Annotated in this window: 18 protein-coding genes, 5 tRNA genes and 1 pseudogene; 7 read left to right on the forward strand and 17 right to left on the reverse strand. The window is 46.6% G+C overall.

The genetic code is table 11. The annotated features are described in order from the left end of the window. Positions 1-177: 177 nt before the first annotated feature. Together HMPREF9944_RS08530 and HMPREF9944_RS08535 are read left to right on the forward strand one after the other, a co-directional pair. Positions 178-1,203, forward strand: a complete 1,026-nt coding sequence (locus HMPREF9944_RS08530) for a CgeB family protein (RefSeq protein WP_008565777.1) — start codon at positions 178-180, stop codon at positions 1,201-1,203. Next, positions 1,200-2,012 carry a glycosyltransferase family 2 protein gene (locus HMPREF9944_RS08535; RefSeq protein WP_008565778.1) on the forward strand — a complete coding sequence of 271 codons (813 nt, stop codon included), beginning with the start codon at positions 1,200-1,202 and terminating at the stop codon, positions 2,010-2,012. The genes HMPREF9944_RS08530 and HMPREF9944_RS08535 overlap by 4 nt, the downstream gene beginning before the upstream one ends. Before the next feature lie 479 nt (positions 2,013-2,491). On the opposite strand, the gene rpoC is transcribed toward HMPREF9944_RS08535, so the two are convergent. From rpoC to rpsU, 17 genes are all read right to left on the reverse strand, one after another. Then, positions 2,492-6,814 carry a DNA-directed RNA polymerase subunit beta' gene (gene rpoC, locus HMPREF9944_RS08540; RefSeq protein ID WP_008565779.1) on the reverse strand — a complete coding sequence of 1,441 codons (4,323 nt, stop codon included), beginning with the start codon at positions 6,812-6,814 and terminating at the stop codon, positions 2,492-2,494. Positions 6,815-6,842: 28 nt separating this feature from the next. Next, on the reverse strand, positions 6,843-10,652 hold the full coding sequence (rpoB, locus tag HMPREF9944_RS08545) for a DNA-directed RNA polymerase subunit beta (RefSeq protein WP_008565780.1): 3,810 nt from the start codon (positions 10,650-10,652) through the stop codon (positions 6,843-6,845). 142 nt (positions 10,653-10,794) lie between these two features. Beyond that, positions 10,795-11,172, reverse strand: a complete 378-nt coding sequence (rplL, locus tag HMPREF9944_RS08550) for a 50S ribosomal protein L7/L12 (protein WP_004373941.1) — start codon at positions 11,170-11,172, stop codon at positions 10,795-10,797. A 72-nt stretch (positions 11,173-11,244) separates the two neighbouring features. After that, complete coding sequence (gene rplJ, locus HMPREF9944_RS08555; protein ID WP_008565783.1) at positions 11,245-11,763, reverse strand: 50S ribosomal protein L10; 519 nt, start codon at positions 11,761-11,763, stop codon at positions 11,245-11,247. 18 nt (positions 11,764-11,781) lie between these two features. Then, positions 11,782-12,474: a 50S ribosomal protein L1 gene (rplA, locus tag HMPREF9944_RS08560; protein WP_008565784.1), complete on the reverse strand. Its 693-nt coding sequence runs from the start codon at positions 12,472-12,474 to the stop codon at positions 11,782-11,784. A gap of 21 nt (positions 12,475-12,495) precedes the next feature. After that, positions 12,496-12,936, reverse strand: coding sequence for a 50S ribosomal protein L11 (gene rplK, locus HMPREF9944_RS08565; RefSeq protein ID WP_008565785.1), 441 nt, complete (start codon positions 12,934-12,936; stop codon positions 12,496-12,498). A gap of 59 nt (positions 12,937-12,995) precedes the next feature. Beyond that, positions 12,996-13,541: a transcription termination/antitermination protein NusG gene (nusG, locus tag HMPREF9944_RS08570; RefSeq protein ID WP_008565786.1), complete on the reverse strand. Its 546-nt coding sequence runs from the start codon at positions 13,539-13,541 to the stop codon at positions 12,996-12,998. 9 nt (positions 13,542-13,550) lie between these two features. After that, on the reverse strand, positions 13,551-13,742 hold the full coding sequence (secE, locus tag HMPREF9944_RS12780) for a preprotein translocase subunit SecE (protein WP_019968504.1): 192 nt from the start codon (positions 13,740-13,742) through the stop codon (positions 13,551-13,553). A gap of 16 nt (positions 13,743-13,758) precedes the next feature. Next, positions 13,759-13,831: transfer RNA gene (locus tag HMPREF9944_RS08575), tRNA-Trp, on the reverse strand. A gap of 65 nt (positions 13,832-13,896) precedes the next feature. Then, positions 13,897-15,093 carry an elongation factor Tu gene (gene tuf / locus HMPREF9944_RS08580; RefSeq protein WP_008565787.1) on the reverse strand — a complete coding sequence of 399 codons (1,197 nt, stop codon included), beginning with the start codon at positions 15,091-15,093 and terminating at the stop codon, positions 13,897-13,899. Positions 15,094-15,172: 79 nt separating this feature from the next. Further along, positions 15,173-15,244, reverse strand: a tRNA-Thr gene (locus HMPREF9944_RS08585). 10 nt (positions 15,245-15,254) lie between these two features. Next, a tRNA-Gly gene (locus HMPREF9944_RS08590) sits at positions 15,255-15,327 on the reverse strand. A 17-nt stretch (positions 15,328-15,344) separates the two neighbouring features. Then, positions 15,345-15,426: transfer RNA gene (locus tag HMPREF9944_RS08595), tRNA-Tyr, on the reverse strand. Between the two features lie 41 nt (positions 15,427-15,467). Beyond that, positions 15,468-15,541: transfer RNA gene (locus tag HMPREF9944_RS08600), tRNA-Thr, on the reverse strand. 97 nt (positions 15,542-15,638) lie between these two features. Further along, positions 15,639-15,938 (reverse strand): ribosome hibernation-promoting factor, HPF/YfiA family, encoded by a 300-nt coding sequence (gene hpf, locus HMPREF9944_RS08605; RefSeq protein WP_008565788.1) that lies wholly within the window; start codon positions 15,936-15,938, stop codon positions 15,639-15,641. A 20-nt stretch (positions 15,939-15,958) separates the two neighbouring features. After that, the gene (locus HMPREF9944_RS08610; protein ID WP_044113572.1) at positions 15,959-16,840 is read right to left on the reverse strand and encodes a tyrosine-type recombinase/integrase; all 882 of its coding nucleotides are present in this window, start codon (positions 16,838-16,840) and stop codon (positions 15,959-15,961) included. Between the two features lie 79 nt (positions 16,841-16,919). Further along, positions 16,920-17,111: a 30S ribosomal protein S21 gene (rpsU, locus tag HMPREF9944_RS08615; protein ID WP_008565790.1), complete on the reverse strand. Its 192-nt coding sequence runs from the start codon at positions 17,109-17,111 to the stop codon at positions 16,920-16,922. A gap of 783 nt (positions 17,112-17,894) precedes the next feature. Here rpsU and HMPREF9944_RS08620 point away from each other — a divergent pair. The 5 genes and pseudogenes from HMPREF9944_RS08620 to HMPREF9944_RS13125 all read left to right on the forward strand — a co-directional run. Further along, a complete protein-coding gene (locus HMPREF9944_RS08620; protein ID WP_008565792.1) occupies positions 17,895-19,322 on the forward strand; it encodes a tetratricopeptide repeat protein in 1,428 nt (475 codons plus the stop codon). Between the two features lie 25 nt (positions 19,323-19,347). Then, positions 19,348-21,129 (forward strand): DUF3575 domain-containing protein, encoded by a 1,782-nt coding sequence (locus HMPREF9944_RS08625; protein WP_008565793.1) that lies wholly within the window; start codon positions 19,348-19,350, stop codon positions 21,127-21,129. A 13-nt stretch (positions 21,130-21,142) separates the two neighbouring features. Further along, the gene (locus tag HMPREF9944_RS08630) at positions 21,143-21,697 is read left to right on the forward strand and encodes a DUF3575 domain-containing protein (protein WP_008565794.1); all 555 of its coding nucleotides are present in this window, start codon (positions 21,143-21,145) and stop codon (positions 21,695-21,697) included. 16 nt (positions 21,698-21,713) lie between these two features. Further along, complete coding sequence (locus tag HMPREF9944_RS08635) at positions 21,714-24,149, forward strand: OmpA family protein (RefSeq protein WP_008565795.1); 2,436 nt, start codon at positions 21,714-21,716, stop codon at positions 24,147-24,149. Between the two features lie 18 nt (positions 24,150-24,167). Next, a pseudogene (locus tag HMPREF9944_RS13125) lies at positions 24,168-26,752 on the forward strand (hypothetical protein); the annotation flags it as partial.

Here is a 26,752-nt window from a genome sequence, read left to right on the forward strand (position 1 = left end):
TGCAAGATAAGAACCCGTTTTTACGAAATAAATGCAAGGATTTTCCGTTATAAATACGAGAAAATTCTATGCCAACCCGGCACGAACGGCAGGTCGTGGCACGACTTTTGCCATTGTCTGTTAGCCCAAAGCGAGCTATTTTTCATGCTGTAGCGGAGTTTGGTAAAGTTTAATGAAATGACAAATCACGATAAGAAGCTCATCGTCATATTGCCTCCGGAGTTCGAACTCTACAAGGCCATCGAGAAAAACCTTAAATATTTGGGGTTCAGCAAGGCTATTGTGCTGGCTCCCAAGTTCAGGCACACGTTCAAGACACTGATGGTGAATTTCGTGCTGAAGCATATTCTCGGCAGAAAGGAGTATAAAAAGCGGATAGCAGCCGCTTATTATTCCAAAAGGGTGGGGCAGGTGCTGCGGCGTTTCCACTCGAAGTATTTCGACTATGCCATTGTGATGCGTTCCGACATGCTGGAACCGGCGACCATCGACGAGCTGTTGCGCGTTGCCGTCAAGACGACGGGCTACCAATGGGACGGTTTGGAGCGGTTTCCACGGGTGTTTGAGGTGATACCTTGCTTTGATCGCTTCTTTGTTTTCGACCCCAACGACGCACCAAAGTACAAGTCGCGCTACCCGAACCTGCTGTCGTGTACCAATTTCTACTTCGATTTTCCGATGCCCAATGTAGAGGTAAACCCCACGGAAGTGATGTATGCGGGGGCTTATTTAGAGAACCGCGTGGGCTCGCTGCTGAAGATGGTAGACGAACTTCAGAAATATAACCTCACGTTGAACATTCATTTGGTGCTGGGGTGGCGTTCGGTGGCGTTCGAACACCCCATTATCACCTTTTCAAAGAAGGGAGTCGGCTTCCTTACCTACTTGAAAGCGTCGCAAAAAGCAGGTATACTGCTCGACATCAAGGCCTGCGAACACAACGGATTATCGTTCAGGGTGTTCGAGGCTATCAGGTATAGTAAGAAGCTGATTACCGACAACAAGAGCGTCAAACGGTATGACTTCTATCGTCCGGAGAACATTTTTGTGGTCGAAGACGGCTGCTTCGATGGACTTGGAGCATTCCTTGCGGGCCCTTACATGCCGCTTTCCGAAGAAATCAAGCAAAAATATAGTTTCACAAACTGGTTGAGGTATGCCTTGGACCTACCTCCATATCAGGCAACAAACAGTAAGACATGAAGACATCAGTTATCGTAACGTGCTACAATCAAGAGGCTTTCCTCGACGAATGCCTGAACAGCGTGGCCCAGCAGACTTGTCCCGATTGGGAATGTATCATCGTTGACGACGGCTCTACCGACACTTCGGCCCAGATAGCCAAGGGCTGGCAAGCGAAAGATGCCCGCTTCAAGTATGTGTTTCAGGCGAACAAAGGGTGCGCCGGCGCACGCAATACGGGATTGAGTAAGGCCGAAGGCGAATGGATCCAGTTCTTAGACGGCGACGATATCCTGCGACCAACAAAGCTCGAAGAGAGCGTAAAGGCTTTCGAAAGGGAGAAATGCGATGTCGTGGTCACGAATTTTTCGGAAGAACATAACGGTAAGCCGCAGCCTCCTTTCAGCGATTTGTCGAAGTACGACTTCACGTATAAGAACCTGTTGCTGCAATGGGACATCGATTTCACGGTGCCTCCGCATTGCTTTTGTTTTACGAAAGAGATACTACACGGGCTCACTTTCAAGGAATTCCTGCGGGCGAAAGAAGACTGGGTAATGTGGCTGGAGGTGTTCAAACGCCACCCCAAGGTGTATTTCATCGACAAACCGCTTGTGATGTACAGGATACATGGCGGCAATATCACGCGCGATGCAGCCATCATGGAGCAGTATACGGAGGCAGCCTTGATTCATATACTGAAGAACGAAGACACTTATTTCGAGGAGTTTTACCTTAAAACGGTGAAACGATACAAGGATCAGCTCAACAGAATCCTTTCGCGTCCATGGCATAAGCAGGTGTTTTATGCCATTACGGGCAAGCGATAGCCCCTTTTCGCGGCTTGTGTCTCAATGCAAGCGCACTCATGTCGGAGCACAAAATGAGTGAGATTATGGGTTATGCGAATGTATGCAGGGACGCACGGCCCGTACGTCCGCTCCAACAACCATGTATATTCGTTTGCTATTCTGCTTGAGTGGACGCACGACTCGTGCGTCCCTACATATCCGTCTTGGCCCTATTGCATTGCAATTTCAGCTATATTGAGTTATAAAATATTCTTGGATATCCTATGATTTACTTTGATATACCGCTTGCCGTTAGGAGAACAAAAGTTTAAGGACTAATCATTGGAAATCAATAACTTATATCTTGCATTTCAATATCAGCCATATTACAGTACAATCTCAGCCATATTGCACGACGAAATGGGTCATATTGCGCGGTAATAGGACTGATATTGAAAAACAAAAAAGGCTGTGACAATCATGTCACAGCCTTTTTTCATAGCTATTTTAACGGAAATTTATTCCGTAACAACGCTCTGTTCGGAGAAGTCGAGCACATTCTTGCGGTTGGCTTGCATGCGTTCGTATTCCTCTTTCGAGCCAACGATGAGCTTGTCCCACTGGCGGAGACCCGTTCCCGCAGGAATCAAGTGGCCGCAGATGACGTTCTCTTTCATGCCTTCGAGCCGGTCTTGCTTGCCACGGATGGCTGCTTCGTTGAGCACCTTGGTGGTCTCTTGGAACGAAGCGGCACTCATGAAGCTCTTGGTTGCAAGGGCCGCACGCGTGATGCCTTGTAGAATCTGGGTCGAAGTGGCTGCAACGGCATCGCGCACCTGAACGGGTTTCAGGTCACGGCGCTTCAATGAGGAGTTCTCATCGCGCAGTTTGCGGACCGAAATGATTTGTCCGGGCCTCAGAACTTCAGAGTCTCCGGCGTCGGTCACTACTTTCTTGCCCCAAATGCGGTCGTTCTCCTCGGCAAAGTCGAGCTTATCGACCATTTCCTGCTCGAGGAACGTGGTGTCACCCGGGTCATCAATGCGCACTTTACGCATCATCTGGCGCACGATAATCTCGAAGTGCTTGTCGTTAATCTTCACTCCTTGCAGGCGATATACGTCCTGAACCTCGTTAACGATGTATTCCTGAACGGCCGTCGGACCCTTGATGGCAAGGATATCGCTTGGTGTGATGATGCCATCTGACAGCGGTGTGCCCGCCCGGACGGCGTCATGCTCCTGCACGAGCACTTGGCGTGACAGCGAAACAAGGTATTTCTTTTGGTCGCCTGTCTTGGAAGTGACGATGATTTCGCGGTTTCCGCGCTTCACTTTGCCCATGGTCACCTCGCCATCAATCTCGGAAACGACGGCAGGATTTGACGGATTGCGGGCCTCGAACAGCTCGGTCACGCGCGGCAGACCACCGGTGATGTCGCCGGCACCGCCGACTGCACGTGGAATCTTGACCAATGTGGCACCGGTTTTGACAGTTGCACCGTCTTCAACGACGACGTGTCCGCCTACAGGGAAGTTGTAAGTGCCGAGCACTTTACCGTTGGCGCCGATGATATCGCAGGTAGGAACCTTCGACTTGTCCTTGGCCTCGGTGATAATCTTCTCGGTTAGACCGGTCGTATCGTCGGTTTCGGCATGGAAGGTGACGCCTTCAACGACATCTTTGAACTTCAATGTTCCGGCATATTCGGTGACAATAACGGCATTGAATGGGTCCCATTTGGCCACCAAGTCGCCTTGTTTCACGCGATCGCCCTGTTTGAAGTAGAGCGAAGAACCGTAGGGAACGTTCAATGTGCTCAAAACAATCTCGGTATTCGGGTCGATGAAGCGTACTTCGGCCAGTCGGCTCACGACCATCTGGCACTCCTTGTCGTCCTCATCGGTGAATGGAACGGTGCGAATCTCGTCGAATTCGACCTTAGCGTCGTTCTTTGCAACGATACTTGCATTGGCTGCGGCGTTACCGGCAACTCCTCCGGCGTGGAAGGTTCGCAGCGTAAGCTGTGTACCCGGCTCACCAATCGCCTGAGCTGCAATAACACCGGCTGCCTCGCCAAGCTGAACCATGCGGGCAGTAGCAAGGTTTCGGCCGTAACATTTCATGCAGACACCGCGCTTGCTTTCGCAGGTGAGCACCGAACGGATTTCAACCATCTCGATAGGTGACTCATCGATGACCTTGGCCTTGGCCTCACTGATTTCCTCGCCGGCCCGGACAATGACCTCACCTGTTGTCGGGTGGATGACATCATGGACGGAAACACGGCCCAAGATGCGCTCGTAGAGCGTGGAGATGACCTCGTTTCCATTCTTCAATGCCCGACATTCGAGGCCACGCAACGTGCCACAGTCTTCCTCGGTGATGATGACATCATGGGAAACATCGACAAGACGGCGTGTCAGGTATCCGGCATCGGCCGTCTTCATGGCCGTATCGGCCAGACCCTTGCGGGCACCGTGAGACGAAATGAAGTATTCGAGCACGGACATTCCCTCTTTGAAGTTGGAAAGAATTGGGTTCTCGATGATTTGCTGACCCTCGGCACCGGCTTTCTGTGGCTTGGCCATCAGTCCGCGCATACCCGAAAGCTGCTTGATTTGGTCTTTTGAACCGCGGGCTCCTGAGTCGAGCATCATGTAAACGGCGTTAAAGCCTTGGTCAGCCTCTGTCATCTGCTTCATCAAGAGGTTTCCAAGGTCGTTGTTAACGTGTGTCCATGCGTCGATGACCTGATTGTAGCGTTCGGTATCGGTGATGAAGCCCATCTCGTAGTTGGCTTTGATTTGGTCAACTTCAGTCTGTCCCTTGCTGACGATACCTGCCTTCTCCTCGGGGATAATGATATCGTCGAGGTTGAACGACAGGCCGGCAGTGTAGGCCATGCGATAACCTAAGTTCTTGATGCCATCGAGGAATGCGCAGGCACGTGCCATGCCGACCGCTTTGATGACATCGGAGATGATGCTACGCAGGGTTTTCTTTGAGATGATGTCGTTGAAGAACCCTACTTCATCAGGGATAATCTGATTGACGATGACCCGACCAACGGAAGTCGCTACCATATGACGGACGGGTTTGCCATCAATCAAGTCGTCAACCACACAATTTATCTTGGCATGCAGGTCGCAACGGCCTTCATTGTGAGCAATGATGGCCTCTTCAGGGCCATAGAACTTGAGTCCTTCGCCCTTTGCCCCCGGACGCAACTTGGTGATATAGTACAGACCGAGCACCATGTCTTGAGACGGAACAGTGATAGGTGCACCATTGGCAGGGTTGAGAATGTTATGACTTTGAAGCATCAGGATCTGTGCTTCGAGCACGGCTTCATTGCTCAATGGAAGATGGACGGCCATTTGGTCGCCATCGAAGTCGGCATTGAACGCCGTACAAGCCAACGGGTGCAGCTGAATGGCCTTTCCTTCGATGAGTTTGGGTTGGAAAGCCTGTATACCCAGACGGTGAAGTGTCGGTGCACGGTTCAGCATGACGGGGTGACCTTTCATTACGTTCTCAAGAATATCCCAGATAACCGGCTCGCGGCGGTCTACAATCTTCTTGGCACTCTTCACGGTCTTCACGATGCCGCGCTCGATGAGCTTGCGAATGATGAACGGTTTGTAGAGTTCGGCTGCCATCAGCTTTGGTAAACCGCATTCACCCATCTTCAATTCGGGGCCAACAACAATGACGGAGCGTGCAGAATAGTCGACACGCTTGCCAAGGAGGTTCTGACGGAAGCGCCCTTGCTTACCTTTCAGGGAATCGGACAGGGACTTCAACGGACGGTTGCTCTCACTCTTCACGGCTGAAGCCTTGCGCGAGTTGTCGAATAGCGAGTCTACGGCTTCCTGAAGCATGCGCTTTTCATTGCGCAGAATGACTTCCGGTGCCTTGATTTCCATTAGTCGCTTCAAACGGTTGTTACGAATGATGACACGACGATAGAGATCGTTGAGATCGGAGGTTGCGAAACGACCACCATCCAACGGAACCAGTGGACGAAGTTCGGGAGGAATCACCGGAACAATCTTCAAAATCATCCACTCCGGTCTGTTGATACCTTGTGAAGCACGGAAGGCTTCTACGACCTGCAAGCGTTTCAGCGCCTCGGCCTTGCGCTGCTGGCTACTGTCATTGTTGGCACGGTCGCGGAGTTCATAGCTCAGACTGTCGAGATCAAGGTCTCTCAACAAATCGTAGATGGCCTCTGCACCCATCTTGGCAATGAACTTATTGGGATCATTGTCGTCAAGATAGTCGTTGTTAGGGTCGACTTGATGGTCGAGAATGTCGAAATATTCTTCTTCAGAGAGAAGATCCATCTTTTGTGAGCCGTTCAGTTCGATACCATCCGCGTCTTTCTTGCCTTCCATGACACCGGGCTTGATGACGATATATTTCTCGTAATAAACGACAGCATCGAGCTTCTTGGTCGGCATGCCGAGCAGATAACCAATCTTGTTGGGCAATGAACGGAAGTACCAAATGTGTGCAACGGGGACAACGAGTTCGATATGCCCCGACCGTTCACGGCGAACTTTCTTCTCGGTGACCTCTACACCACATCGATCGCAGACAATGCCCTTGTAACGGATACGCTTGTATTTGCCACAAGCGCACTCATAGTCGCGCGTGGGACCGAAGATGCGCTCACAGAAAAGGCCGTCACGTTCGGGCTTATAGGTTCGATAATTTATGGTTTCGGGCTTGGTAACCTCACCATACGAATTTTCCAGTATCTCTTCGGGAGAGGCTAAACCGATGGTAATCTTCGTAAAATTATTCTTTACTTTTGAATCTTTCTTAAAAGCCATATTCATCTTTTAATTAGGAGTGTTCACATTAATCAAGTTTGATGCTCAGACCGAGACCACGAAGTTCGTGCAACAACACGTTGAGAGACTCCGGAATGCCGGGCGTCGGCATGGGATCGCCTTTCACGATCGCCTCGTAGGCCTTACTACGTCCTACAGTGTCATCAGACTTGATGGTCAGAATCTCCTGCAATACGTGGCTTGCACCGAAGGCTTCGATGGCCCAGACTTCCATTTCTCCAAAACGCTGACCGCCAAACTGTGCCTTACCGCCGAGTGGTTGTTGCGTGATGAGAGAGTACGGACCGATGGAACGGGAGTGCATCTTGTCTTCAACCATGTGTCCCAGCTTCAAGAAGTAGGTGATACCGACGGTTGCAGGTTGGTCGAACTTCTCACCTGTCTCGCCATCATAGATGTAAGTGGAGCATAGGTTTGGCAGACCGGCCTTGTCGGTCCATTCTTTCAGGTCTTCCAACTTGGCTCCGTCGAAGATTGGTGTTGCGAACTTGCACCCCAACTTCTGGCCGGCAGCACCGAGGATAGCCTCGAAAATCTGGCCAAGGTTCATACGCGAAGGTACGCCCATCGGGTTCAATACCAAGTCTACAGGGCGGCCATCCTCCAAGAACGGCATGTCTTCAGTACGTACTACCTTTGAAACAATACCCTTGTTACCGTGGCGTCCGGCAAGTTTATCGCCCACCTGTATCTTACGTTTCTTGGCAACATAGACTTTGGCCATCTGGAGAATGCCCGAAGGAAGCTCATCACCGATAGAGATTGCAAATTTCTTGCGCTTCATCTCTGCATCTAACAGTTTGTACTTGTGGATGTAGTTCATGATGAGTTTCTGAATCAGTATGTTCGTATGGTCGTCATTCGTCCAATTGTTGCTCTGGATGCCATCGAATTCGAGATTTTTGAGAGCCGTAATCGTGAACTTGCTACCTTTGGTGATAATTTCTGCACCGGTATAATCCTTTACACCTTGTGAAACCTTACCCTTAGTCAAAGTCATCAACTTGTCGACAAGGATATCTTTCAAGTCATTATTCTTTGCCTCATACTCTTCGTCGATTTTGGTCAAAAGTTCTTTGTCCTGTTTTTTCGACTCACGGGTCTTGATGGCACGTGAGAATAGCTTCTTATCAATAACGACACCACTCAGTGAAGGATTGGCTTTCAAGGAAGAGTCTTTTACGTCGCCGGCCTTATCTCCAAAGATGGCACGGAGTAATTTCTCTTCTGGAGAAGGGTCGCTCTCTCCCTTTGGAGAAATCTTTCCAATGAGGATATCGCCCGGTTCAACACGCGCACCGACACGGATAATGCCATTTCCATCAAGGTCTTTGGTAGCCTCTTCGCTTACGTTTGGAATATCAGCAGTAAACTCTTCCACACCGCGTTTGGTTTCACGCACATCGAGTGAGTATTCGTCAACATGAACAGACGTAAGTATGTCCTCGCGAACCATACGTTCTGAAATAACCACGGCGTCTTCATAGTTATAGCCTTTCCAAGGAATGTAAGCAACAAGCAGATTACGTCCCAATGCCAATTCTCCGTTCTCGGTTGCATAGCCTTCTGTAAGGATATCGCCGGCCTTCACACGTTGACCCTTATCGCAAATGGGGCGGAGATCGATAGTCATGTTCTGGTTGGTGCGACGGAATTTGGGAATGCGATATTCCTTCAAAGCGGGTTCGAAGCTGACAAACTCATCTTCTTCTGTGCGGTCATAAAGTATGCGGATCGTTGTTGCATCAACATATTCGATGACACCATCGCCTTCTGCGGTAATCATTGTGCGTGAATCTTCGCACACTTGCTTCTCAAGACCGGTACCAACGATAGGTGCATCATTGTGTATCAATGGTACGGCTTGACGCATCATATTACAACCCATCAGTGCACGGTGGCCGTCATCATGTTCCAAGAATGGAATCAAAGAGGCAGAAACAGAGGCAATCTGTTGGGGAGATACGTCTACGAGGTCGACCTGATCAGGAGTTACAACCGGATAATCGGCATCTTGTCGGCATTTCACCGTATCTTTTAAGAAAGTACCGTCTGTAGATAGTGGTGCATTACCTTGGCCGATGATTTTCTCTTCCTCTTCCTCAGCCGTGAGGTAAACGACATCTTTGTTGTCCATATCGACTTTGGCCTTAGAGGTTTTGCGATATGGCGTTACAATGAAGCCGAGGTCGTTGATCTTCGCATAGATACAAAGTGAAGAGATCAAACCGATATTCGGTCCTTCAGGGCTTTCAATGGGACAAAGGCGCCCATAGTGAGTATAGTGAACATCACGGACCTCGAAGCCAGCACGCTCGCGTGACAGACCGCCCGGGCCAAGGGCAGACAGACGGCGCTTGTGGGTTACCTCGGCAAGCGGGTTGGTCTGGTCCATAAACTGGCTCAGTGGGTTGGTCCCGAAGAACGAGTTGATAACGCTTGAGATAGTCTTTGCATTGATCAAATCAGTCGGAGTGAACACTTCATTATCACGAACATTCATGCGTTCACGGATAGTACGGCTCATACGTGCTAATCCGATAGCAAATTGGTTGGCCAATTGCTCTCCGACCGTACGTACACGACGGTTGCTCAGATGGTCGATATCGTCAACAGTTGCATTGGAATTAACCAGTTGGATAAGATATTTGATAATCTCAATGACGTCGTCCTTGGTCAGAACGCGGGTATCCATATCTGTGTCAAGTCCTAATTTCTTGTTGATACGATAGCGACCAACTTCGCCGAGGTCATAACGCTTGTCAGAGAAAAACAGATTTTGGAACACTTCGCGTGCGCTGGCATCATCAGCAGGGTCGGCATTACGTAACTGGCGATAGATGTAGTTGACAGCCTCTTTCTCGGAATTGCTCGGGTCTTTTGCCAGCGTGTTGAAAATAATCGTGAACTTGTTGGCCGTTTCAGCATCTTTGTGGAGCAGTACGGTAGAGGTTCCGCTATCCAATATCTCGGAGATGTTGTCTTCAGTCAGTTCTGTTTCACGCTCCATAATGACCTCATTGCGCTCGATGGAAACAACTTCACCCGTATCTTCATCTACGAAATCTTCGTTCCAACTTTTCAATACGCGTGCAGCCAATTTGCGACCGATGGCAGCTTTCATGTTCTTTTTATTGACCTTGACCTCTTCTGCAAGGTCGAAAATCTGCAAGATGTCTTTATCCTGCTCATATCCCATGGCACGAAGAAGTGTTGTTACAGGCAACTTCTTCTTGCGGTCGATATAAGCATACATGACGTTATTGATGTCGGTAGCAAACTCAATCCATGAACCCTTGAACGGGATAATGCGTGCACTGTAGAGGACGGTTCCGTTAGCATGTACACCCTGCCCGAAGAAGACACCCGGCGAACGATGTAACTGTGAAACAACGACACGCTCGGCACCATTGATGACAAATGTACCATTGGAAGTCATATAAGGAATTGTTCCTAAGAAAACGTCCTGAATAAATGTACCGAAATCCTCATGGTCCGGATCTGTGCAATACAGCTTCATCTTGGCCTTCAAAGGTACGCTATAGGTCAGACCGCGTTCAAGGCACTCATCAATAGAGTAGCGAGGCGGGTCGATATAGTAGTCCAAGAACTCAAGAACGAAATTATTGCGTGTATCAGTGATAGGGAAGTTCTCGGCGAACACCTTATACAAACCGTCGTTCTTACGTTCTTCAGGTGGTGTGTCCAACTGTAGGAAGTCACGGAAAGACTTCAACTGCACATCGAGAAAATCCGGATAGGGGAGCGGATTATGCACGCTGGCAAAATTTACTCTGTTATCAACAACTTTTGTCATATATAAATATTTAATTGGCCCAACTGGGCTTATAAGCTTCATCAGCCTAATCAGGCTAATTATATGTAGAAAAGACACAAAAAGGTTAGGACCAACCTACTTGGAAGATCCTAACCGTATTTAAGAAAAACTGTATTCTGAATTACTTCAGCTCTACCTTGGCACCGGCCTCTTCGATAACCTTCTTCAGATTCTCAGCCTCGTCCTTGGCAACGCCTTCCTTGATGGTAGAAGGAGCACCGTCTACAAGATCCTTAGCTTCCTTCAAACCAAGACCGCAAGCTTCCTTAACAGCCTTCACAACCTGAAGCTTTGTAGCACCAACCTCAGCGAGGACTACGTCAAAAGAAGACTTCTCCTCAGCTGCAGCTGCACCACCAGCAGCAGGACCAGCAGCTACAGCAACAGCTGCAGCGGCAGGCTCAATACCATACTCGTCCTTCAGGACTGTTGCCAACTCATTTACTTCCTTAACAGTAAGATTAACTAATTCTTCTGCAATAGCTTTAATGTCTGCCATTTTATTCTAAATTTTAATTGTTCTTGTTAAAAAATAATATTTGTGACTCTATATTGAATGTTGTCCAACTTTTTATTCAGGACGCTCGCCTAAAGTCTTGAGCACACCATGGATGGTGTTTGCGCCTGACTGAAGAGCAGAAACAACGTTCTTTGCAGGGGACTGCAATAGAGAAACAATCTCTGCGATGACTTCGTTCTTGCTCTTGAGAGCTGCAAGTTCTGCAAGTTTATCAGCACCTACATAGATGCTTTCCTCTGCATAGGCAGCCTTGAGTGCAGGAATTCCTTCCTTTTCATAATCTTTTATCAACTTTGCAGGGAGGTTGGCTGTGTGTGTGAACATAACAGCCGTCGTACCTTTCAGCGAAGTGTATAAAGGTTCAAAATCTACATCTGAAGCCTCGAAAGCCTTGTGAAGGAGTGTGTTCTTCACAACAACCATCTTGATCTCGCTCTTGAAGCACTTGCGACGAAGATTACTTGTAGCCTCTGCATTCAAGCCGGTAAGATCTACCAAATAGAAATGAGGATACGCTTTCAGCTTCTCGCCAAGTTCAGTGATTATAGTATCTTTTACTTCTTTCTTCATTGTACAAAACTTTTAGAGTTATTCAACTGATTTAGGATCAATTTTGATACCCTTACTCATAGTGCTTGAAATAAAGATACTCTTGAGGTATGTACCTTTAGCTGCAGCAGGTTTCAGTTTGATAACAGTCTGGATAAATTCCTTTGCATTACCGAAAATCTGCTCAGGGGTCATTGATACCTTACCGATCGAGGTATGGATAATACCAGCCTTATCGACTTTGAAATCAATCTTTCCCTGTTTAACTTCTTTTACTGCTTTGGCAACATCCATGGTTACTGTGCCACTCTTAGGGTTAGGCATCAGACCACGAGGACCGAGTACACGGCCTAAAGGTCCAATCTTTCCCATGCAAGACGGCATAGTTATGATGACGTCAATGTCGGTCCAACCACCTTTGATCTTCTCAACATATTCGTCAAGACCTGCATAATCAGCACCGGCTTCCTTTGCGGCAGCCTCCTGATCAGGAGTACAGAGGGCAAGTACACGAACAGTCTTACCGGTTCCGTTCGGCAGTGAAACAACACCGCGAACCATTTGGTTAGCCTTACGTGGATCTACGCCCAGACGTACATCGATATCCAGAGATGCATCAAACTTTGTCGTGGTGATTTCCTTGACGAGTTCTGCAGCCTCTTTCAATGTGTATGCCTTCCCTACTTCAACCTTTTCAGCTACTGATTTTTGATTTTTTGTCAGTTTACTCATTTTCTTAATTGAAGTTTTAAATTATTCACCAGGGAAGTCCCCTTTTACAGTAATACCCATACTACGAGCAGTACCTGCAATCAGCTTCATAGCCGACTCAACTGTGAAGCAGTTGAGGTCGTTCATCTTGTCTTCTGCAATAGCCCTTACCTGATCCCAAGTTACACTTGCAACCTTTTGACGGTTAGGCTGGGCTGAACCGGTCTTCACTTTAGCGGCCTCTTTCAGCTGAACAGCTGCAGGAGGGGTTTTGATGATGAAGCTAAATGACTTATCTGTGTAGTATGTGATAACAACAGGTAGAATTTTACCTGCCTTATCCTGGGTTCGGGCATTGAACTCTTTGCAGAATCCCATGATGTTGATACCCTTAGAACCCAGTGCAGGGCCTACGGGAGGTGAGGGATTTGCAGCGCCACCCTTAATCTGTAATTTGATTAAACCAGCAACTTCTTTAGCCATTTTCTTTGTTAATATTAAAAATTGAATTTATAAAAGACGGTTAACTTCCGTAACGAGGTTTAACCTTCCTTTTCTACTTGCATAAAACCGAGCTCTAACGGAGTTTTACGTCCGAAGATTTTGACCATCACTTTCAGCTTATGCTTCTCGGTATTGACTTCTTCTATCACACCGCTGAAGCCACTGAATGGACCGTCTGTCACCTTAACTGTTTCATCAACAGCGTAGGGGATATCCATAGAGTCCTCTATTTCTGTGATTTCCGCAGTACCCAACATTCTGTTGATTTCAGATTGTGGGACAGGTGAAGGGTCGTCCAAACCTCCAAGGAAACCTAAACAATTGGGCATGAAGCGCAACATGTGTGCAACATCACCAACAAGGTTAGCCTCAACAAAGATATAGCCGGGAAGAGAAATCTTTTCCTTTACTACTCTTTTGCCATTACGCAAGGAAGCATGCTTCTCCATAGGTATCAAAACCTGTGAGACATGCGTACTCAGCAGCTCGTTATGCTTCATTTCGGCATCAATGTATTCTTTCAGTTTTGCCTCTTTTCCGCTAACGGCGCGCAGTACATACCATTTGTTTCCTGTTTCAGCCATTTCCCGAAATTAATTTGGATAGATTGTATTCATCACGAACCGGAACAAACTGTCCATGGCGAACACCACAAGAGCAATGACAAGGGAAGCAGATAATACAACCATTGCACTGTGAGTCAGTTCGGCACGTGTCGGCCAAGTAGTTTTATGCGCAAGTTCTTCGTAACAAGCCTTGCAATAATTTACTATCTTCTTAAACATATTATCTTCTCATTAGCACGGGAAGCAGGACTTGAACCCACGACCCTCGGTTTTGGAGACCGATGCTCTACCAACTGAGCTATTCCCGTAAGAAAGTTTCCACTAACAATATAGTGGAAACTTTTTATGTCATTAAATAATTATTTCGTTTTAATTACTTAACGTCGTCAAGGATTGCAGTAATCTGACCTGAACCTACGGTACGGCCACCCTCACGGATAGCGAAACGCAGACCTTCGTTCAGCGCAACCTTGTAAATCAAGTCAACTTCGATTTCAACGTTGTCGCCCGGCATAACCATTTCTACGCCTTCCGGCAACTTGATTTCACCGGTACAGTCCATCGTACGGAGGTAGAACTGAGGACGATATTTGTTGCCGAACGGAGTGTGGCGGCCACCTTCTTCTTTCTTCAATACATAGATTGAAGCCTTGAAGTGATCGTGAGGAGTGATGGCACCCGGGTGAACGACTACCATACCACGCTTAACCTCAGCCTTGTCAATACCACGGAGCAACAAACCTACGTTGTCACCGGCCTGACCTTCGGCAAGGTTCTTGCGGAACATCTCAACACCAGTGATAACCGACTTCTTGTCTTCACCGAGACCAAGGAGCTGAACTTCATCACCTACCTTACATACACCGGTTTCAATACGGCCTGTGGCAACAGTACCACGACCGGTGATGGAGAATACGTCTTCGACAGGCATCAAGAAAGGCTTGTCAACCTCGCGTACTGGCTCTTGGATCCACTCATCAACAGTGTCCATCAACTTCATTACTGAGTCAACCCACTTCTCAACACCGTTCAAAGCACCAAGTGCAGAACCACGGATAATCGGAGTATCCTCCTCATAACCGTACTGTTCGAGGATTTCACGGACCTCCATTTCAACGAGGTCGAGCATTTCCTCATCGTCAACCATATCGCACTTGTTCAAGAACACAACCAAACGAGGTACGTTTACCTGACGAGCCAACAGTACGTGCTCACGTGTTTGAGGCATAGGACCGTCAGTTGCAGCAACAACCAAGATTGCACCGTCCATCTGGGCAGCACCAGTAACCATGTTCTTTACATAGTCGGCGTGGCCCGGGCAGTCTACGTGTGCATAGTGACGCTTTGCGGTTTCATACTCGATGTGAGCAGAGTTGATGGTGATACCACGCTCTTTCTCTTCAGGGGCATTGTCAATCTGGTCAAAAGACTTTACATCCTCAGAACCAAAGCCCTTATCGTGAAGAACCTTTGAGATTGCTGCGGTAAGTGTTGTTTTACCGTGGTCAACGTGACCGATTGTACCAATGTTTACGTGCGGTTTGGTACGTACGAATTCTTCTTTAGCCATAGCTTTTCTTTGTTTATTTGTATATAATGTGTAATCAATTATTCTGTTTTTCTCAGTGCTACGGAATAGAACCGGAAAGAGCTGTAACTGAGAGTTGAACTCAGGACCTCTTCCTTACCAAGGAAGTGCTCTACCACTGAGCTATTACAGCGTCGCACAAGAGCGGAAAACGGGGCTCAAACCCGCGACCCCCAGCTTGGAAGGCTAGTGCTCTATCAACTGAGCTATTTCCGCAAAACTCCTTTCGGAGGTGGGTGGTGATGGATTCGAACCACCGAAGGCATCGCCAGCAGATTTACAGTCTGCCCCATTTGGCCACTCTGGTAACCACCCTTGTTGGTTTTTACAAGCTGCATTCGCTCGGATAAACGGTGAGCCTCTTGTCGGATTCGAACCAACGACCCCGAGATTACAAATCACGTGCTCTGGCCAACTGAGCTAAAGAGGCAAATCCTTACAGCCGCTGACGGCTTTTCGAACGTGTTGTAAAACGGCTGCAAAGATACGATTTATTTTTTAACTTCCAAAACTTTTAGCCGCTTTTTTTAATGTCTGCGGATTTTTTCCTTGTATTTGGTGAGCTGCACTTTCATAGAATCGACTGCTTCGTCAATGCCTTCTTCAAAAGTGTCGCAGGTTTTCTGTACAAAGAGCTTCTGCCCCGGAACCGTGACCGTGATGCTGGTTTCTTTGTTCAGCGCAGTGGCCGGTTTCACTACTTTCAATTGTACCTCTGCTTTCTGTATGTCTTCATAGGTTTTCTCCAACTTGGCAATTTTCTTTTCGATAAACGCCTGTAGTTTCTCGGTAGCATCGAAATGAATCGACTGAATTTTTAGTTCCATAATTACCTCCGTTTTTAAGGTTAAGCCCTTGGATGGGCGTCTGAATATTCACGTTTCAACTGCTCGAACGTCGTATGCGTGTAGATTTCTGTTGTTGTCAGACTCTCGTGTCCGAGTAGTTTCTTGACACTTTCTATGCCGGCCTTGTTGTTCAGCATGGCCGTTGCAAATGTGTGACGCAGTACATGGGGTGAACGTTTCTTCAGTGTGCAGACCTTCGAGAGGTTCCGTTGCACGCTTTTTCTTACTTGTTCCGGGGTCATCCGCTCACCCTTGCTCGTCAGAAAGAGCCCTTCCGCCCTGTTCGTCAACTCGACATTGCGTCGCTCAATGTACGAGCGGAGCGCAGAATCCAATTCGTCTCCGAAAGGGATGATGCGCTGTTTGTTTCTCTTCCCCGTGACTTTCAGTTGGTGGTTGACAAAGTCCACCGCGTCATCGTCAAGTCCTGTCAGTTCTGAAAGTCTGATACCTGTTTCATAAAACGTCATGACAATCGTACGGTTCCGCACATCTTCATAACCATCTGTCCACAAATCGGGCTGTAGCAGCCTGTCCATCTCGCGCTCTTTCAAAAACTGTGGCAACGGTTTGCTCCGTTTCGGACCTGTGATGCTGTGCGCCGGGTCTTTGCTCACGAGTTTTCTTGACAGTGCAAAACGATAAAAGGAACGCAACGCACTCAATCGTCTGTTGATTGAGGTGGCATTGTTTCCCTTATCCATCATGTGCTCCATCCAATTACGGATGACGTCGGCGTCTACCGCCTCCCATGAAATTGGTTCTTCTTGGTCTTTGCAGAACGTTTCGAAGGCCCGAAGGTCATCTCCATAGTTCTTTACCGTCAAATCCGATCGGTTTCGCTCAAATTTCAAGTAGTCCAAAAACCTTTGAATCATCATAAATGCGCTGCTGTTGTCACAATGTTCACGCAACGAATTTACGGAATTAAATTCAAACGGCCAAATTTTTAACGAGTTTTTATTCCTCGTTCGTGCGCAACTTCTGTACGTAAATGGCGTGTTCCATCTTGAGTCTCTTCAAAACCGACGGCTTGTTGTATTGCTGACGGGCACGAAGTTCTCTGACAACACCTGTCTTTTCGAATTTTCTTTTGAATTTTTTGAGTGCTCTTTCGATGTTCTCACCATCTTTTACGGGTACAATAATCATGTTTTTTTGTTTTTATTTAAATTGTTTATTTTGAATGTCATGTTCAAGTTGTGGCAGTTGGTCTCAGAAACCGTTCCGCTATAAGTGGGTGCAAAATTACATTATATTTCCTTAACTTCCAAATTATTTTGCGTTTTTCTTTGAAAACGTATTGATAATGAGCCGCATGTTTTCTCCTTTCATTTGTTTGTGCCGTCATGCCCAATGCTCTGGCTTTATAATCTTAGCCAAATGATGTGTTCGTTTCAGTCACTTTACCTTGCGATCTTAGTCATTTTGAACGGTAATAGGACTGATATCGGGCTGCAAAATGATTGAGATTGGAAGCCTGTCTTTCTCAAGTTGTAAAACAATACATCTTTAATAAGACTGTGAGTGACTTGCGGGGGAGAGCCGAGGGCTTTAATGTGATAGTGTGAGAAAAGGGAAAATGGACTTTGTAAGGCATGAGGTAGGCAAACAAGCGGATGGTAGAATTATACCTTATTGTATATAGGGTCTCATTAACACTGTGCTTCATGGTATGAGCATGCAAGTCATGCACATTTATTTCCAAGGAGAGGATTTCGTGATAGGCGATGGAATGCTTCTGTGTCATAAGCTGTTGGTAATTCTTTTTGTTGCTCGTTGGCAGACTCCTTTTTTGAGGATGGAAATAAAAAATATCTAAAAAGGTTGTTATTCTCTAAAAAAAAGTCGTAACTTTGCACACGTTTAGCAAAAGAGAGGGTAAAAAGACGTTTTTATCGTGTTGTGTTACACGTTCAATAATATATATAGTGTATGTATAGAATTAAATTATTAATCGTCGTGATTTTGATAGCTGCTTCGCCTGTTGTTGCTCAAAACGTGATGCAGAGCGGAAAGGTTGACGATATGGTGAGTCTGATTAATTCGAATCCAGGCTTGGCAAAGACTTATGTGGAGAAGGCTATCAAGGCAGATAAGGAAAATACGGACATGATTGCCACCATCGGGTCGGCTTACTTGAAGGCCGGAAAGATTGATGAGGCCGAAAAGTATTTTCTCTTGTCGAAGAAATGTTATAAAATTAGCACGAAGACGATTAATTTAGGTGGTGATATTGCGTTGGCAAAGAACAATACGGACTCTGCCAAATATTATTACGGGCGTGCGATGTATTTCAATAAGCGCGACCCGGAAGCCTATTTCAAGTATGCAGAAGTAGTGAAGTTTACGGATATGAAAGATGCTATCAGTAAACTGAATTTTATCAAAATGCTTCGCCCCGACCTTCCCGTCGACGGGAAGATTGCCGAATTATACTATGGTGCTCAGAATTATACGGAGGCGATAGCTCGATACGAGTCGTTGCCTGACTCGTTGATGACCGAAGATGAACTTGTGCATTATGCGCAGTCTGTGCTATTGTCGGGCAATTATGAGAAAGCATTGCAAGTGGCCACGAGAGGTAATGAGCTGCATCCGCACAATACCGATCTTGTGCGCTTGATGCTGTATTGTAATACCGACCAAGAGCATTATGAGGCTGCACTTGAAAATGCCAAGGAATTGCTTGATATGGCTACCGATACGACGAAGATACGTTACACGGACTACTTGTATTATGGTTATGTGCTCAATGGATTGGGCCACCCGGAAGAAGCCATCGAGAAGTTTGAGTTGGCAAGAGCGAAAGCCAAGAACGTGCCGGGTATCGACAAGGATATTGCCACAGCCTATCAGAAAATCGGTGATTACGACAAGGCCATCAAGTACACACGTGATTATTTGGCTACGATTACCGACTCTACCTATGACCGCTCGCGCGATTTGTTCCAGTTGGGTATGCTTTATTGGCGTAAGGCAACGAGCGAGAAGATGGGTGACGATCTGACACCTGAGAAGATTGCTGTGTTGAAAGAGGCAGAGGCAGTGTTCGGAGAGGTGTCGAAGTTGCGTCCCGACAGCTATGTGGGCTATTATTGGAGAGCCAAGGCCAATGCTTTGATGGATCCGAAATATGTGCGTGGCCTCGCCAAACCTTATTATCAGCAGGCTTTGGAGATTCTGGAACGTGACGGTGGTGATAACGATTACATGATAGAGTGTTATAAACAGCTGTCTTACTATTACTATATCAAGAAAGTGATGCCGATGGCCGTCAGCTATGCTGAGAAGATCATCAAGTTGGACCCTGAAGACAGTTATGCAAAGCAGTTGCTTTCGATTGCAGGTACGAAGAAGTAAAAAGATAACGATTTTATAGAGATTTATGAATCATTCTAAAGTATGTAGATGGGTTGTCTGTCTATTGATGCAATTGTTTTTCGTTGCATCGGCACAAGCGCAGCTCTTATACTACAACAAGGTGGATACCCTGAAGTTCGGTCAGCGATTCAACTTCAGAACGAATACTGTCGATTGGCTTGCCTTAACCCCTAACGTGGGCGTGGAGTTTACGTTGGGCAATCGGAACTGGAGTAAATGGACGGTTGGTGTACAGGGCCGGTTTAATTGGAAAGAGCAGTCGAAAGAACCGCGCTTCTATATCTATGATTTGTATGACGGCAGGATACAGTTAAGGAAATATTGGCATGGAAAGAACCCCACTTCTGTTTTCTATTGGGGTGTCTATGCCGGTGCTAATTCTTTTGATATCAAGTTGGGAAAGACGGGCTACAAAGGGACTTCAGCCTTTGGCGGACTCTCTTTCGGCTATGTGAAGCAACTCTATGGCTATACCAATGGCAGCAGTCTCGACCTTGATTTGGGCGTGAATGCCGGTGTTGTCTTTGCAAAATATAAGGAATATACGCGTGAGCTCAGAGGCAATCGCTTTGAATATGTAACGACAAAACCTGAGAAAGGTTATAAACCAACATTCTCTCCGCTTATCTATGCAGCAGCTACGGATGCGGTGCGCGTGTCGCTCGTTTATCACTTCGGTCCGATCGTCGCCAACAAATACAAGAAACGTGTTGAGGTTGATAATGATTACCGCGTGATGTTGGCTACATTGAAGCTGCAGCGCGACAGTACGGCGGCTGCACAGAAGGTAGCTCGAAAGATAAGAAAGGACTCTTTGGAGAAGCTTGATTACGAAAAGAGATTCGAACAGCAGCATCGAGAGTTGGAGCGGAAGTTTATGCAAGACTCTTTGAAGAACGTACGTGCGATAGCCTATAAGGAGCGTCAAGCACAGATTGCTGCAAACAAACGTACAACAGACTCGCTGAGGTTGGCCAATAAAATGTTTGCCGATTCGTTGAAACAGGCTAACAAGCACATGGTAGACTCACTGCGAGCAATGAGAAAGCGTGGTGCGAGTGCCATTGTACCTGTAGATACGACCACGATCGGTGCGGATACAACTGTCGTGAGCGATACGGCCACATCAGAACAGCCTGTTGACACGACAATGACCACTCCTACAGATACTACCACGACCGTTCCGGCCGGGAATGAGGCTCCTGTAGAAAAGAACGGTGATGACAATCAGCCGTCAGAGCCTACGGAAACACCGGACAATGCTCCTGGAAAGCCCACTACTGAAGGTGATAAGAAGACGGAAACGGAACAGCCTGCCGAGGAAAACGGAAAGAATAATCCGACCGAGGCCCCTGCCGGTGATAATCCGCCAACGACTTCGGAAACACCTTCTGCCCCTTCTACTCCGGAAAATGAGAATAAAGAGAAAGAAAAACCTGCGGAAAGCCCTGCTACGCCTACCGAATCGACCCCTACAACGACAGAGGGTGAGAAGAAAGATGAGAAGCCCGTAGAAGAAACGCCATCGACCACGCCGGCCGAGCAGCCTGCAACAGAGTCTGTACCTACTACGGGAACAGGTGAAAACGGAACACCGACAGACTCAAAACCGACAGAAACTCCTGCGGAACAGACGGACTCTGTTCCCACGACCCAGGCAGAACTCGCGTTCGCACAAGTTAGAACGGTAGCGCGTGATAATGGAACTGATACTGTTTTTAAAGGTGCTTTCTTGACGTATGACAGGCTGACTGCATGGATGAAAGAACAAAATACGCAACAATAAGGCTGTATAGGAAATGAAAAAGATATTTTTGATGCTCATCATGGCTTTAGGAACGGTTGCTTCTCATGCGCAGAAGCTTAGTGTCAACACAGATGTAACGATGTTGGCACTGCAAACCTACAATTTAGGAGCCGAGATGACGATAGGTAACCGCTCAACATTGGGCTTGTCGGTCTTCGGGACGAAGAACCCTTATTTCCACGATAATTTGAAAATCATGGGTGTGCAGCCTGAATACCGCTACTATTTTGGTGGTCGTCCACTTTACCATCATTTTGTTGGTGTCAGTCTGTTGGCAGCCGATTACTTGTTTACCCACGAAAATGTGAATTATGACGGCTATGCCCTTGGTGCAGGCTTGACGTTCGGCTATGTTTTTGCATTGTCCGATAAATGGGCCATCGATGCACATGCCGGTTTCGGCTTCATTGGTACGCGCCATAAGAAGCTGCATCTCGACCATCCTGACCTTCAACTGAACAACGGTTCGCTTTTACGTAAGGGTTTCAGTAGTTGTTATATCCTGCCTACCAAGATAGGCGTCACACTTTCTTATACGATATGGTAGAAATGTAATTTTTTGAATGATGAAGAAATATATTAAATACATATATCTGCTATTGCTCGTTTTTCTGTTTTCTACGGAAAGCGGCCGTGCTCAGGTAATTCATATCACAGGTAACATTTCGAAGACAATGCGTACGCTTGACGGAAAGACAGGTGGGAAAGAACCTTTGTCAGTTCCCGTGTATGTCTTCGATAACAAGAAAGATGCCCGTGCACAGGCCAATCTTTACCGTCAGAAGGGCAATGAGTTGGGAAGTGTTGTGAATATCAAGAGTAACGAGGTTGTTACCCCTGACTACGAAGGCCACTTCGAAGCTGATATTTCTGCTAACGGTGCGCTGCTTGTTATCAGTGACAATCAGGTGAAATTGATTGAGATCAAAGGTACACAGCTTAATTATGATATTTCGTTTACTTCGGGATCAAATGATGCCATCTTGTTGAAAGGAACAAGTGTCTACGCCAAGCGAAAAGGTGTGAACTTTTCAGAACAGCCCCCTCTGGATGACGGACCAAATCTTCATTGGAACGTCAGCATCGGCCTTCCTGAGAATTACGCCAAGAAGCATGCCCGCTTGATATTCCAGCCTGCCGCATTGGATGCAGAATCCAAAGATACAGTTCAGTATTTGGAGCCGATGGTTTTCGAGGGTTTCCAATATCATCATAATCAAATTCGCCGTAAGAGTTACGATTATGAGCGTAATGATTCTCTCCATTCCTATTATGACCCACAGCAGCCTTTGAGTGAAAAGGCTTTGCGGTTGGATTGGGAAGTTACTTTCCCCAAGCCCGATCCTGATAAGAGTTACAAATGGGTGGGCAAGGTGAGCCTTGAAGACTACACGCATGTTTATTTCAAAGATAATAAGGAGGGTTCTGCAAACAGCAGAAAGCCTTGGAAGATGCTTGATGCAGCTACGGCAAAGTGTGAGATGGATTTGTCATCACGCTTTTTCGAGCAAGTAAGAGCACGTCTCCAAGAGGTTCCAAGAGATTTGGAATTGTTCTTTGTTGTGGGTAAGGACGAACTTACTTCAGATTCCGTGAACCAGCAGACTTTGGATATGCTTGTGCGAGAGCTTCGCTCATACGGACGTTCTTTGGTGAACTTCACAATTCAAGGTGCAGCTTCTCCTGAAGGAGGATTTAATTCAAACAAGTCTTTGGCGGCAAATCGTGCACGGAAGATTTTGCGAATCATCGGTTCACAAATCAGCAGTGCAGACTTGGTTGTCAAGGAACCGCATGTATATACATGGGATGACGTGGCCGACTCTTTGGTCCGTTACGGTCAAAAGGCTGAAGCCGAGGAGTTGAGAAAGTATGGACAGGCTCATGATCTTGCCGGGTTGAACCGAATGATGGCAAGCAATATGTTGATACAACGTGTGATGCAGAATCAGCGTTTGATTAAGAGTTCTTATACCATCAGAAGAAACAAAATACTTGATCCGGTTGAAACGGTATGGACCTATTATAATGATCCTCGCTATGCCGAAGGTGGAACAGAGATGTTCTCAAATGGTGATTATTTTAATTTGTTGTCCCAAATTAAGGACTCTGCCGAGATACGCAAGATAACGATGCGGGCTTACAAGGAGAATATGGCTCGTAAGACGGCCAAGTTTAGTCCTTTTGCCGCTTATATTGCTAACAAGGTCGCTTGTTATATGTTAGATGCTGATTCTGTCAATTTGGATATTTTGAAGCCTTTTATTGACATGCAGGCTGGTATCGAGGTCTCCCGTCCTATCGCATTTGACAACTCTTACAATTATACGGTCAACTTTAAGGAAATTGTCGCCAATCAAGCTTTGATGTATTTGCGTAAGCGTAAATTGGGCGAAGCTGCATTCTTGGCAAACAAGTTGCCGGATACGAATAAGTTCCATGAATTGAAGATGCTGATAGATTTGCAAACGTTGTTCTTCAAGCAGAATAAAACGCCGGCCGAAGAGGAACGTGCGAAGGCTGCCTTGGATTATGTGATGAACACCAATCCGGTGAACCGTGCAGTTTTAAGTACGGAGTTGGCTCCAGAGTTGGGCTACACTTATAAGCAAATAGAACCTCTGATAGATTCTCTGCCCGATAATTTGGCAAAGAAATGGTATTTGAAGGGAGTCGTTGTTGCAAACGATCCGGATATGGAGAACGTCACAATAACGGATCTTATCAATAAGTATGGCGCAGACATTGCGTTGAAGTTGCAGGCAATAGACTGTCCTGACTTCTTGGCATATTTCCAACACAGCTTTGATTTGGACGACTCGTTCCATAAGTTTTTCAATACCGATGCCAATATCAGTGATGATTTGCGGAAACGCTATCCTTATAAAGAGGCAAGCATTCCGGACTATAGAGAGCGTTTTAAATATATAACGATGTCAACAGAGGAAACAGCGCCTGTGGAGACAGAAGAGAATAAGGCTGAGGAGGCCAATAAATAGATATAAACAGAAAGAATAATGAGAAGGATATTTTTGTTACTGTTATCTGTACCGACTTTTGTTGTGAGTAGCGTTGCTGCAACGACACCCGCTTTGGTAGCGGAGGCGTTGCCGGGTGCTCGTCATTTCGGCATACAGCAAACAGATACAGTTGCGCGGGATTTGAGCGAGTTGGAGGAAGCGCTTGCAGATTCTACGGTTGCTCAGCAGGATACGGCTTACTATGGTGCTCCTCGCCAAAAGAACTTTAATGCACTTAATTATGTGCTTGACAGTCGCCATCGTTTTAAAGGCGACCAATACGTAAACAGAGGATTTTTGGGTAACACCTATTTTCATATAGGTGGTGGTGTAGGTCACTTTTATGAGAACTCTAATCAGGAACTCTACTATACACCAATAATGAGTTTCCGCCTTGGTCTGGGAAAAGAACTCAGTCCAATGTCTTCTTTCCGTGTAGGTTTGGAGAAATCATGGGGGTATACAAACCCTTCTGCAGGTGTGTTCAACACGAACCAATATAATTCTTATGGCGGTTATGTTGATTTCTTGTATAATTTCAGCAATTATCTGTTGGGTTATCGCCCTGAGCGTCCTTTCAGTGTGTCGGGTATTGTGGGGCTTGGTTTTCGCTCTTCAAGTATGCATTCATGGAAGAACCCCGGTCTGTCTGCTACTTATGCCTACACTTCGGGAACTTCATTCGACGGTCATGTAGGCTTCCAGTTCAAGTTCTTTGCAAGTCCGCATGCTTCATTTGGCTTTGAACCTTATTTCAAAGTTGCTTCGACGAAATATAATCTTTTAACAAATCCAGGCTATAGCGATCCCGATTTTGCTTACGGAATGAATCTCATGTATCAGTGGTATTTCGACCGTCAGCTTTCGGACAAGGCACATGCAGGTGTCTTTATGAAGCGTTTCAATAATGATTTGCGCTATCTGTCAGACAACGGTCAGTTGAAACATCTTCGTTTCCCGGTATTCTTTGACTATGGCTTCGGTGGTTCTTTCATGGGAAAGACGGACGGACTCTCGTTACTGAACACAAAGGGCTTTGATGCATCTGCTGCTATTGGTTGGTGGCTGGCTCCCGCTGTGGGTATCCGTTCAGGTATTCATGTGACGAATGCCGATTGGAAAGATGGCACATTGAGTAGGCAGCCGGTAAAATATATGATTGGAACAAACGGATTTAATTTCGACTTCCTTTTCAATCCTTTCGGCTTCAAGCGTCATTATAACTGGGATTCTAACTTCGGATTGAATCTTTTGGCTGGCTATGAGTTTGGCAGATTGAAAAAGACGACACCTGGCTTCGCTAATTCTTTTGAAGGAAATTACACGGCATTCCGTTTGGGCGGACAGCTTTGGATGAAGTTGACAAACGATCTTCGTTTGACTTTGGAACCCACGTATATGCCTATACAGCATTACAACGGTAATCTTGATAGGGCACGTTATGATGAATATGCGCTTAAACTCGGACTTTCCGTTCTGTTCCGTGATAAGGCTATCCGCAACTACCATGTGTTTGGTACCGATTCGGTTAGTAGAGACTCTATCAAGAACACTCCTCTTAGCGGTTTCTTTGCCGGTGTAGGTTTAGGATGGAACAATACGGTTTGGGATTGGAGATTCTCCGGTTATCAACATGACTTGTTCAAAAACGTCTTGGCGTTTGGTGGTTATCGGTTTAATCCCATTCATGGTGTCCGTTTGCAGGGAGAGTGGATGAAGGAGTCTTTGGCTTACTATGGCAATACGCCTTCTGGTATAGATAAGTATAGGTTTGAGAATTACCTCTTTTCGTTGGACTATCAGCTGAACCTGTCTAACATGATGGCGGGCTATGACCCCTTGCGTCGTTGGAATGTCTATCTCTATGCAGGTCCTACGTTGCTGATGGGTAATGGTGGAACGGATTTCGCTGCCAATGTGGGTGGTATGCTGTCTTATAATGTATCGCGCAGGGCGGCTCTGTTCATCAATCATACGGTTTATCGTATGCCGCAAAACAGATATCCCTATCATACGGTATATTCGAAGGAAGGCACCTTTACCAATAACTTCAATATTGGTATGATGTATAACTTCGATGGAACTGAGCAAATCTTCGATGCAGCCACACAGTCTAAGTTCTTCTTTGAATATACTTTTGGTCCCTCTTATACGGGACGCACCTCCCTCGGTTTCAGAAACACGCGCGGGTTTGATGCCACGGCTTCATTGGGTTGGTGGTTCTCTTCAGCCTTTGCTGCGCGTTCCGGTTTCCATGTAACTAATGCCGATTGGGCATCGAGCAGCTATGCCGGCCAGCCAACCAAGTTGCTGGTGGGTACGCGTGGTGCCACTTTCGACCTTTTGATTAATCCTTTTGGTTTTACGAATAACTTCAATTGGGATCAACGTTTCGGTGTTAATCTCATCGGAGGTTACGAACTCGGTCATGCCAAGCGCACAGATCCCGTGTTTGTCAACTCTTACGAAGGTAATTATACTGGTTTCCGTGCTGGTGCTCAGTTGTGGGCCCGCCTTTCCAACGGTCTCCGCTTCACGGTTGAGCCTATGTTCTCTTCCATAAAGCAAAAAGGTGAAAACGG

It is taken from the genome of Segatella maculosa OT 289 (assembly GCF_000243015.1).
Classification (GTDB): Bacteria; Bacteroidota; Bacteroidia; order Bacteroidales; family Bacteroidaceae; genus Prevotella; species Prevotella maculosa.

Bases quoted from the DNA above. Each gene is read 5' to 3' on its own strand.
- HMPREF9944_RS08625 (WP_008565793.1), top strand. From the start codon at position 19,348: ATGAATCATTCTAAAGTATGTAGATGGGTTGTCTGTCTATTGATGCAA.
- hpf (WP_008565788.1), bottom strand. From the start codon at position 15,938: ATGGAACTAAAAATTCAGTCGATTCATTTCGATGCTACCGAGAAACTA.
- rpoB (WP_008565780.1), bottom strand. From the start codon at position 10,652: ATGACAAAAGTTGTTGATAACAGAGTAAATTTTGCCAGCGTGCATAAT.
- HMPREF9944_RS08535 (WP_008565778.1), top strand. From the start codon at position 1,200: ATGAAGACATCAGTTATCGTAACGTGCTACAATCAAGAGGCTTTCCTC.
- secE (WP_019968504.1), bottom strand. From the start codon at position 13,742: ATGTTTAAGAAGATAGTAAATTATTGCAAGGCTTGTTACGAAGAACTT.
- rplJ (WP_008565783.1), bottom strand. From the start codon at position 11,763: ATGAAGAAAGAAGTAAAAGATACTATAATCACTGAACTTGGCGAGAAG.
- rpsU (WP_008565790.1), bottom strand. From the start codon at position 17,111: ATGATTATTGTACCCGTAAAAGATGGTGAGAACATCGAAAGAGCACTC.
- HMPREF9944_RS08610 (WP_044113572.1), bottom strand. From the start codon at position 16,840: ATGATGATTCAAAGGTTTTTGGACTACTTGAAATTTGAGCGAAACCGA.
- HMPREF9944_RS08630 (WP_008565794.1), top strand. From the start codon at position 21,143: ATGAAAAAGATATTTTTGATGCTCATCATGGCTTTAGGAACGGTTGCT.
- rpoC (WP_008565779.1), bottom strand. From the start codon at position 6,814: ATGGCTTTTAAGAAAGATTCAAAAGTAAAGAATAATTTTACGAAGATT.
- nusG (WP_008565786.1), bottom strand. From the start codon at position 13,541: ATGGCTGAAACAGGAAACAAATGGTATGTACTGCGCGCCGTTAGCGGA.
- rplK (WP_008565785.1), bottom strand. From the start codon at position 12,936: ATGGCTAAAGAAGTTGCTGGTTTAATCAAATTACAGATTAAGGGTGGC.
- rplA (WP_008565784.1), bottom strand. From the start codon at position 12,474: ATGAGTAAACTGACAAAAAATCAAAAATCAGTAGCTGAAAAGGTTGAA.
- tuf (WP_008565787.1), bottom strand. From the start codon at position 15,093: ATGGCTAAAGAAGAATTCGTACGTACCAAACCGCACGTAAACATTGGT.
- HMPREF9944_RS08530 (WP_008565777.1), top strand. From the start codon at position 178: ATGACAAATCACGATAAGAAGCTCATCGTCATATTGCCTCCGGAGTTC.
- HMPREF9944_RS08635 (WP_008565795.1), top strand. From the start codon at position 21,714: ATGATGAAGAAATATATTAAATACATATATCTGCTATTGCTCGTTTTT.
- rplL (WP_004373941.1), bottom strand. From the start codon at position 11,172: ATGGCAGACATTAAAGCTATTGCAGAAGAATTAGTTAATCTTACTGTT.
- HMPREF9944_RS08620 (WP_008565792.1), top strand. From the start codon at position 17,895: ATGTATAGAATTAAATTATTAATCGTCGTGATTTTGATAGCTGCTTCG.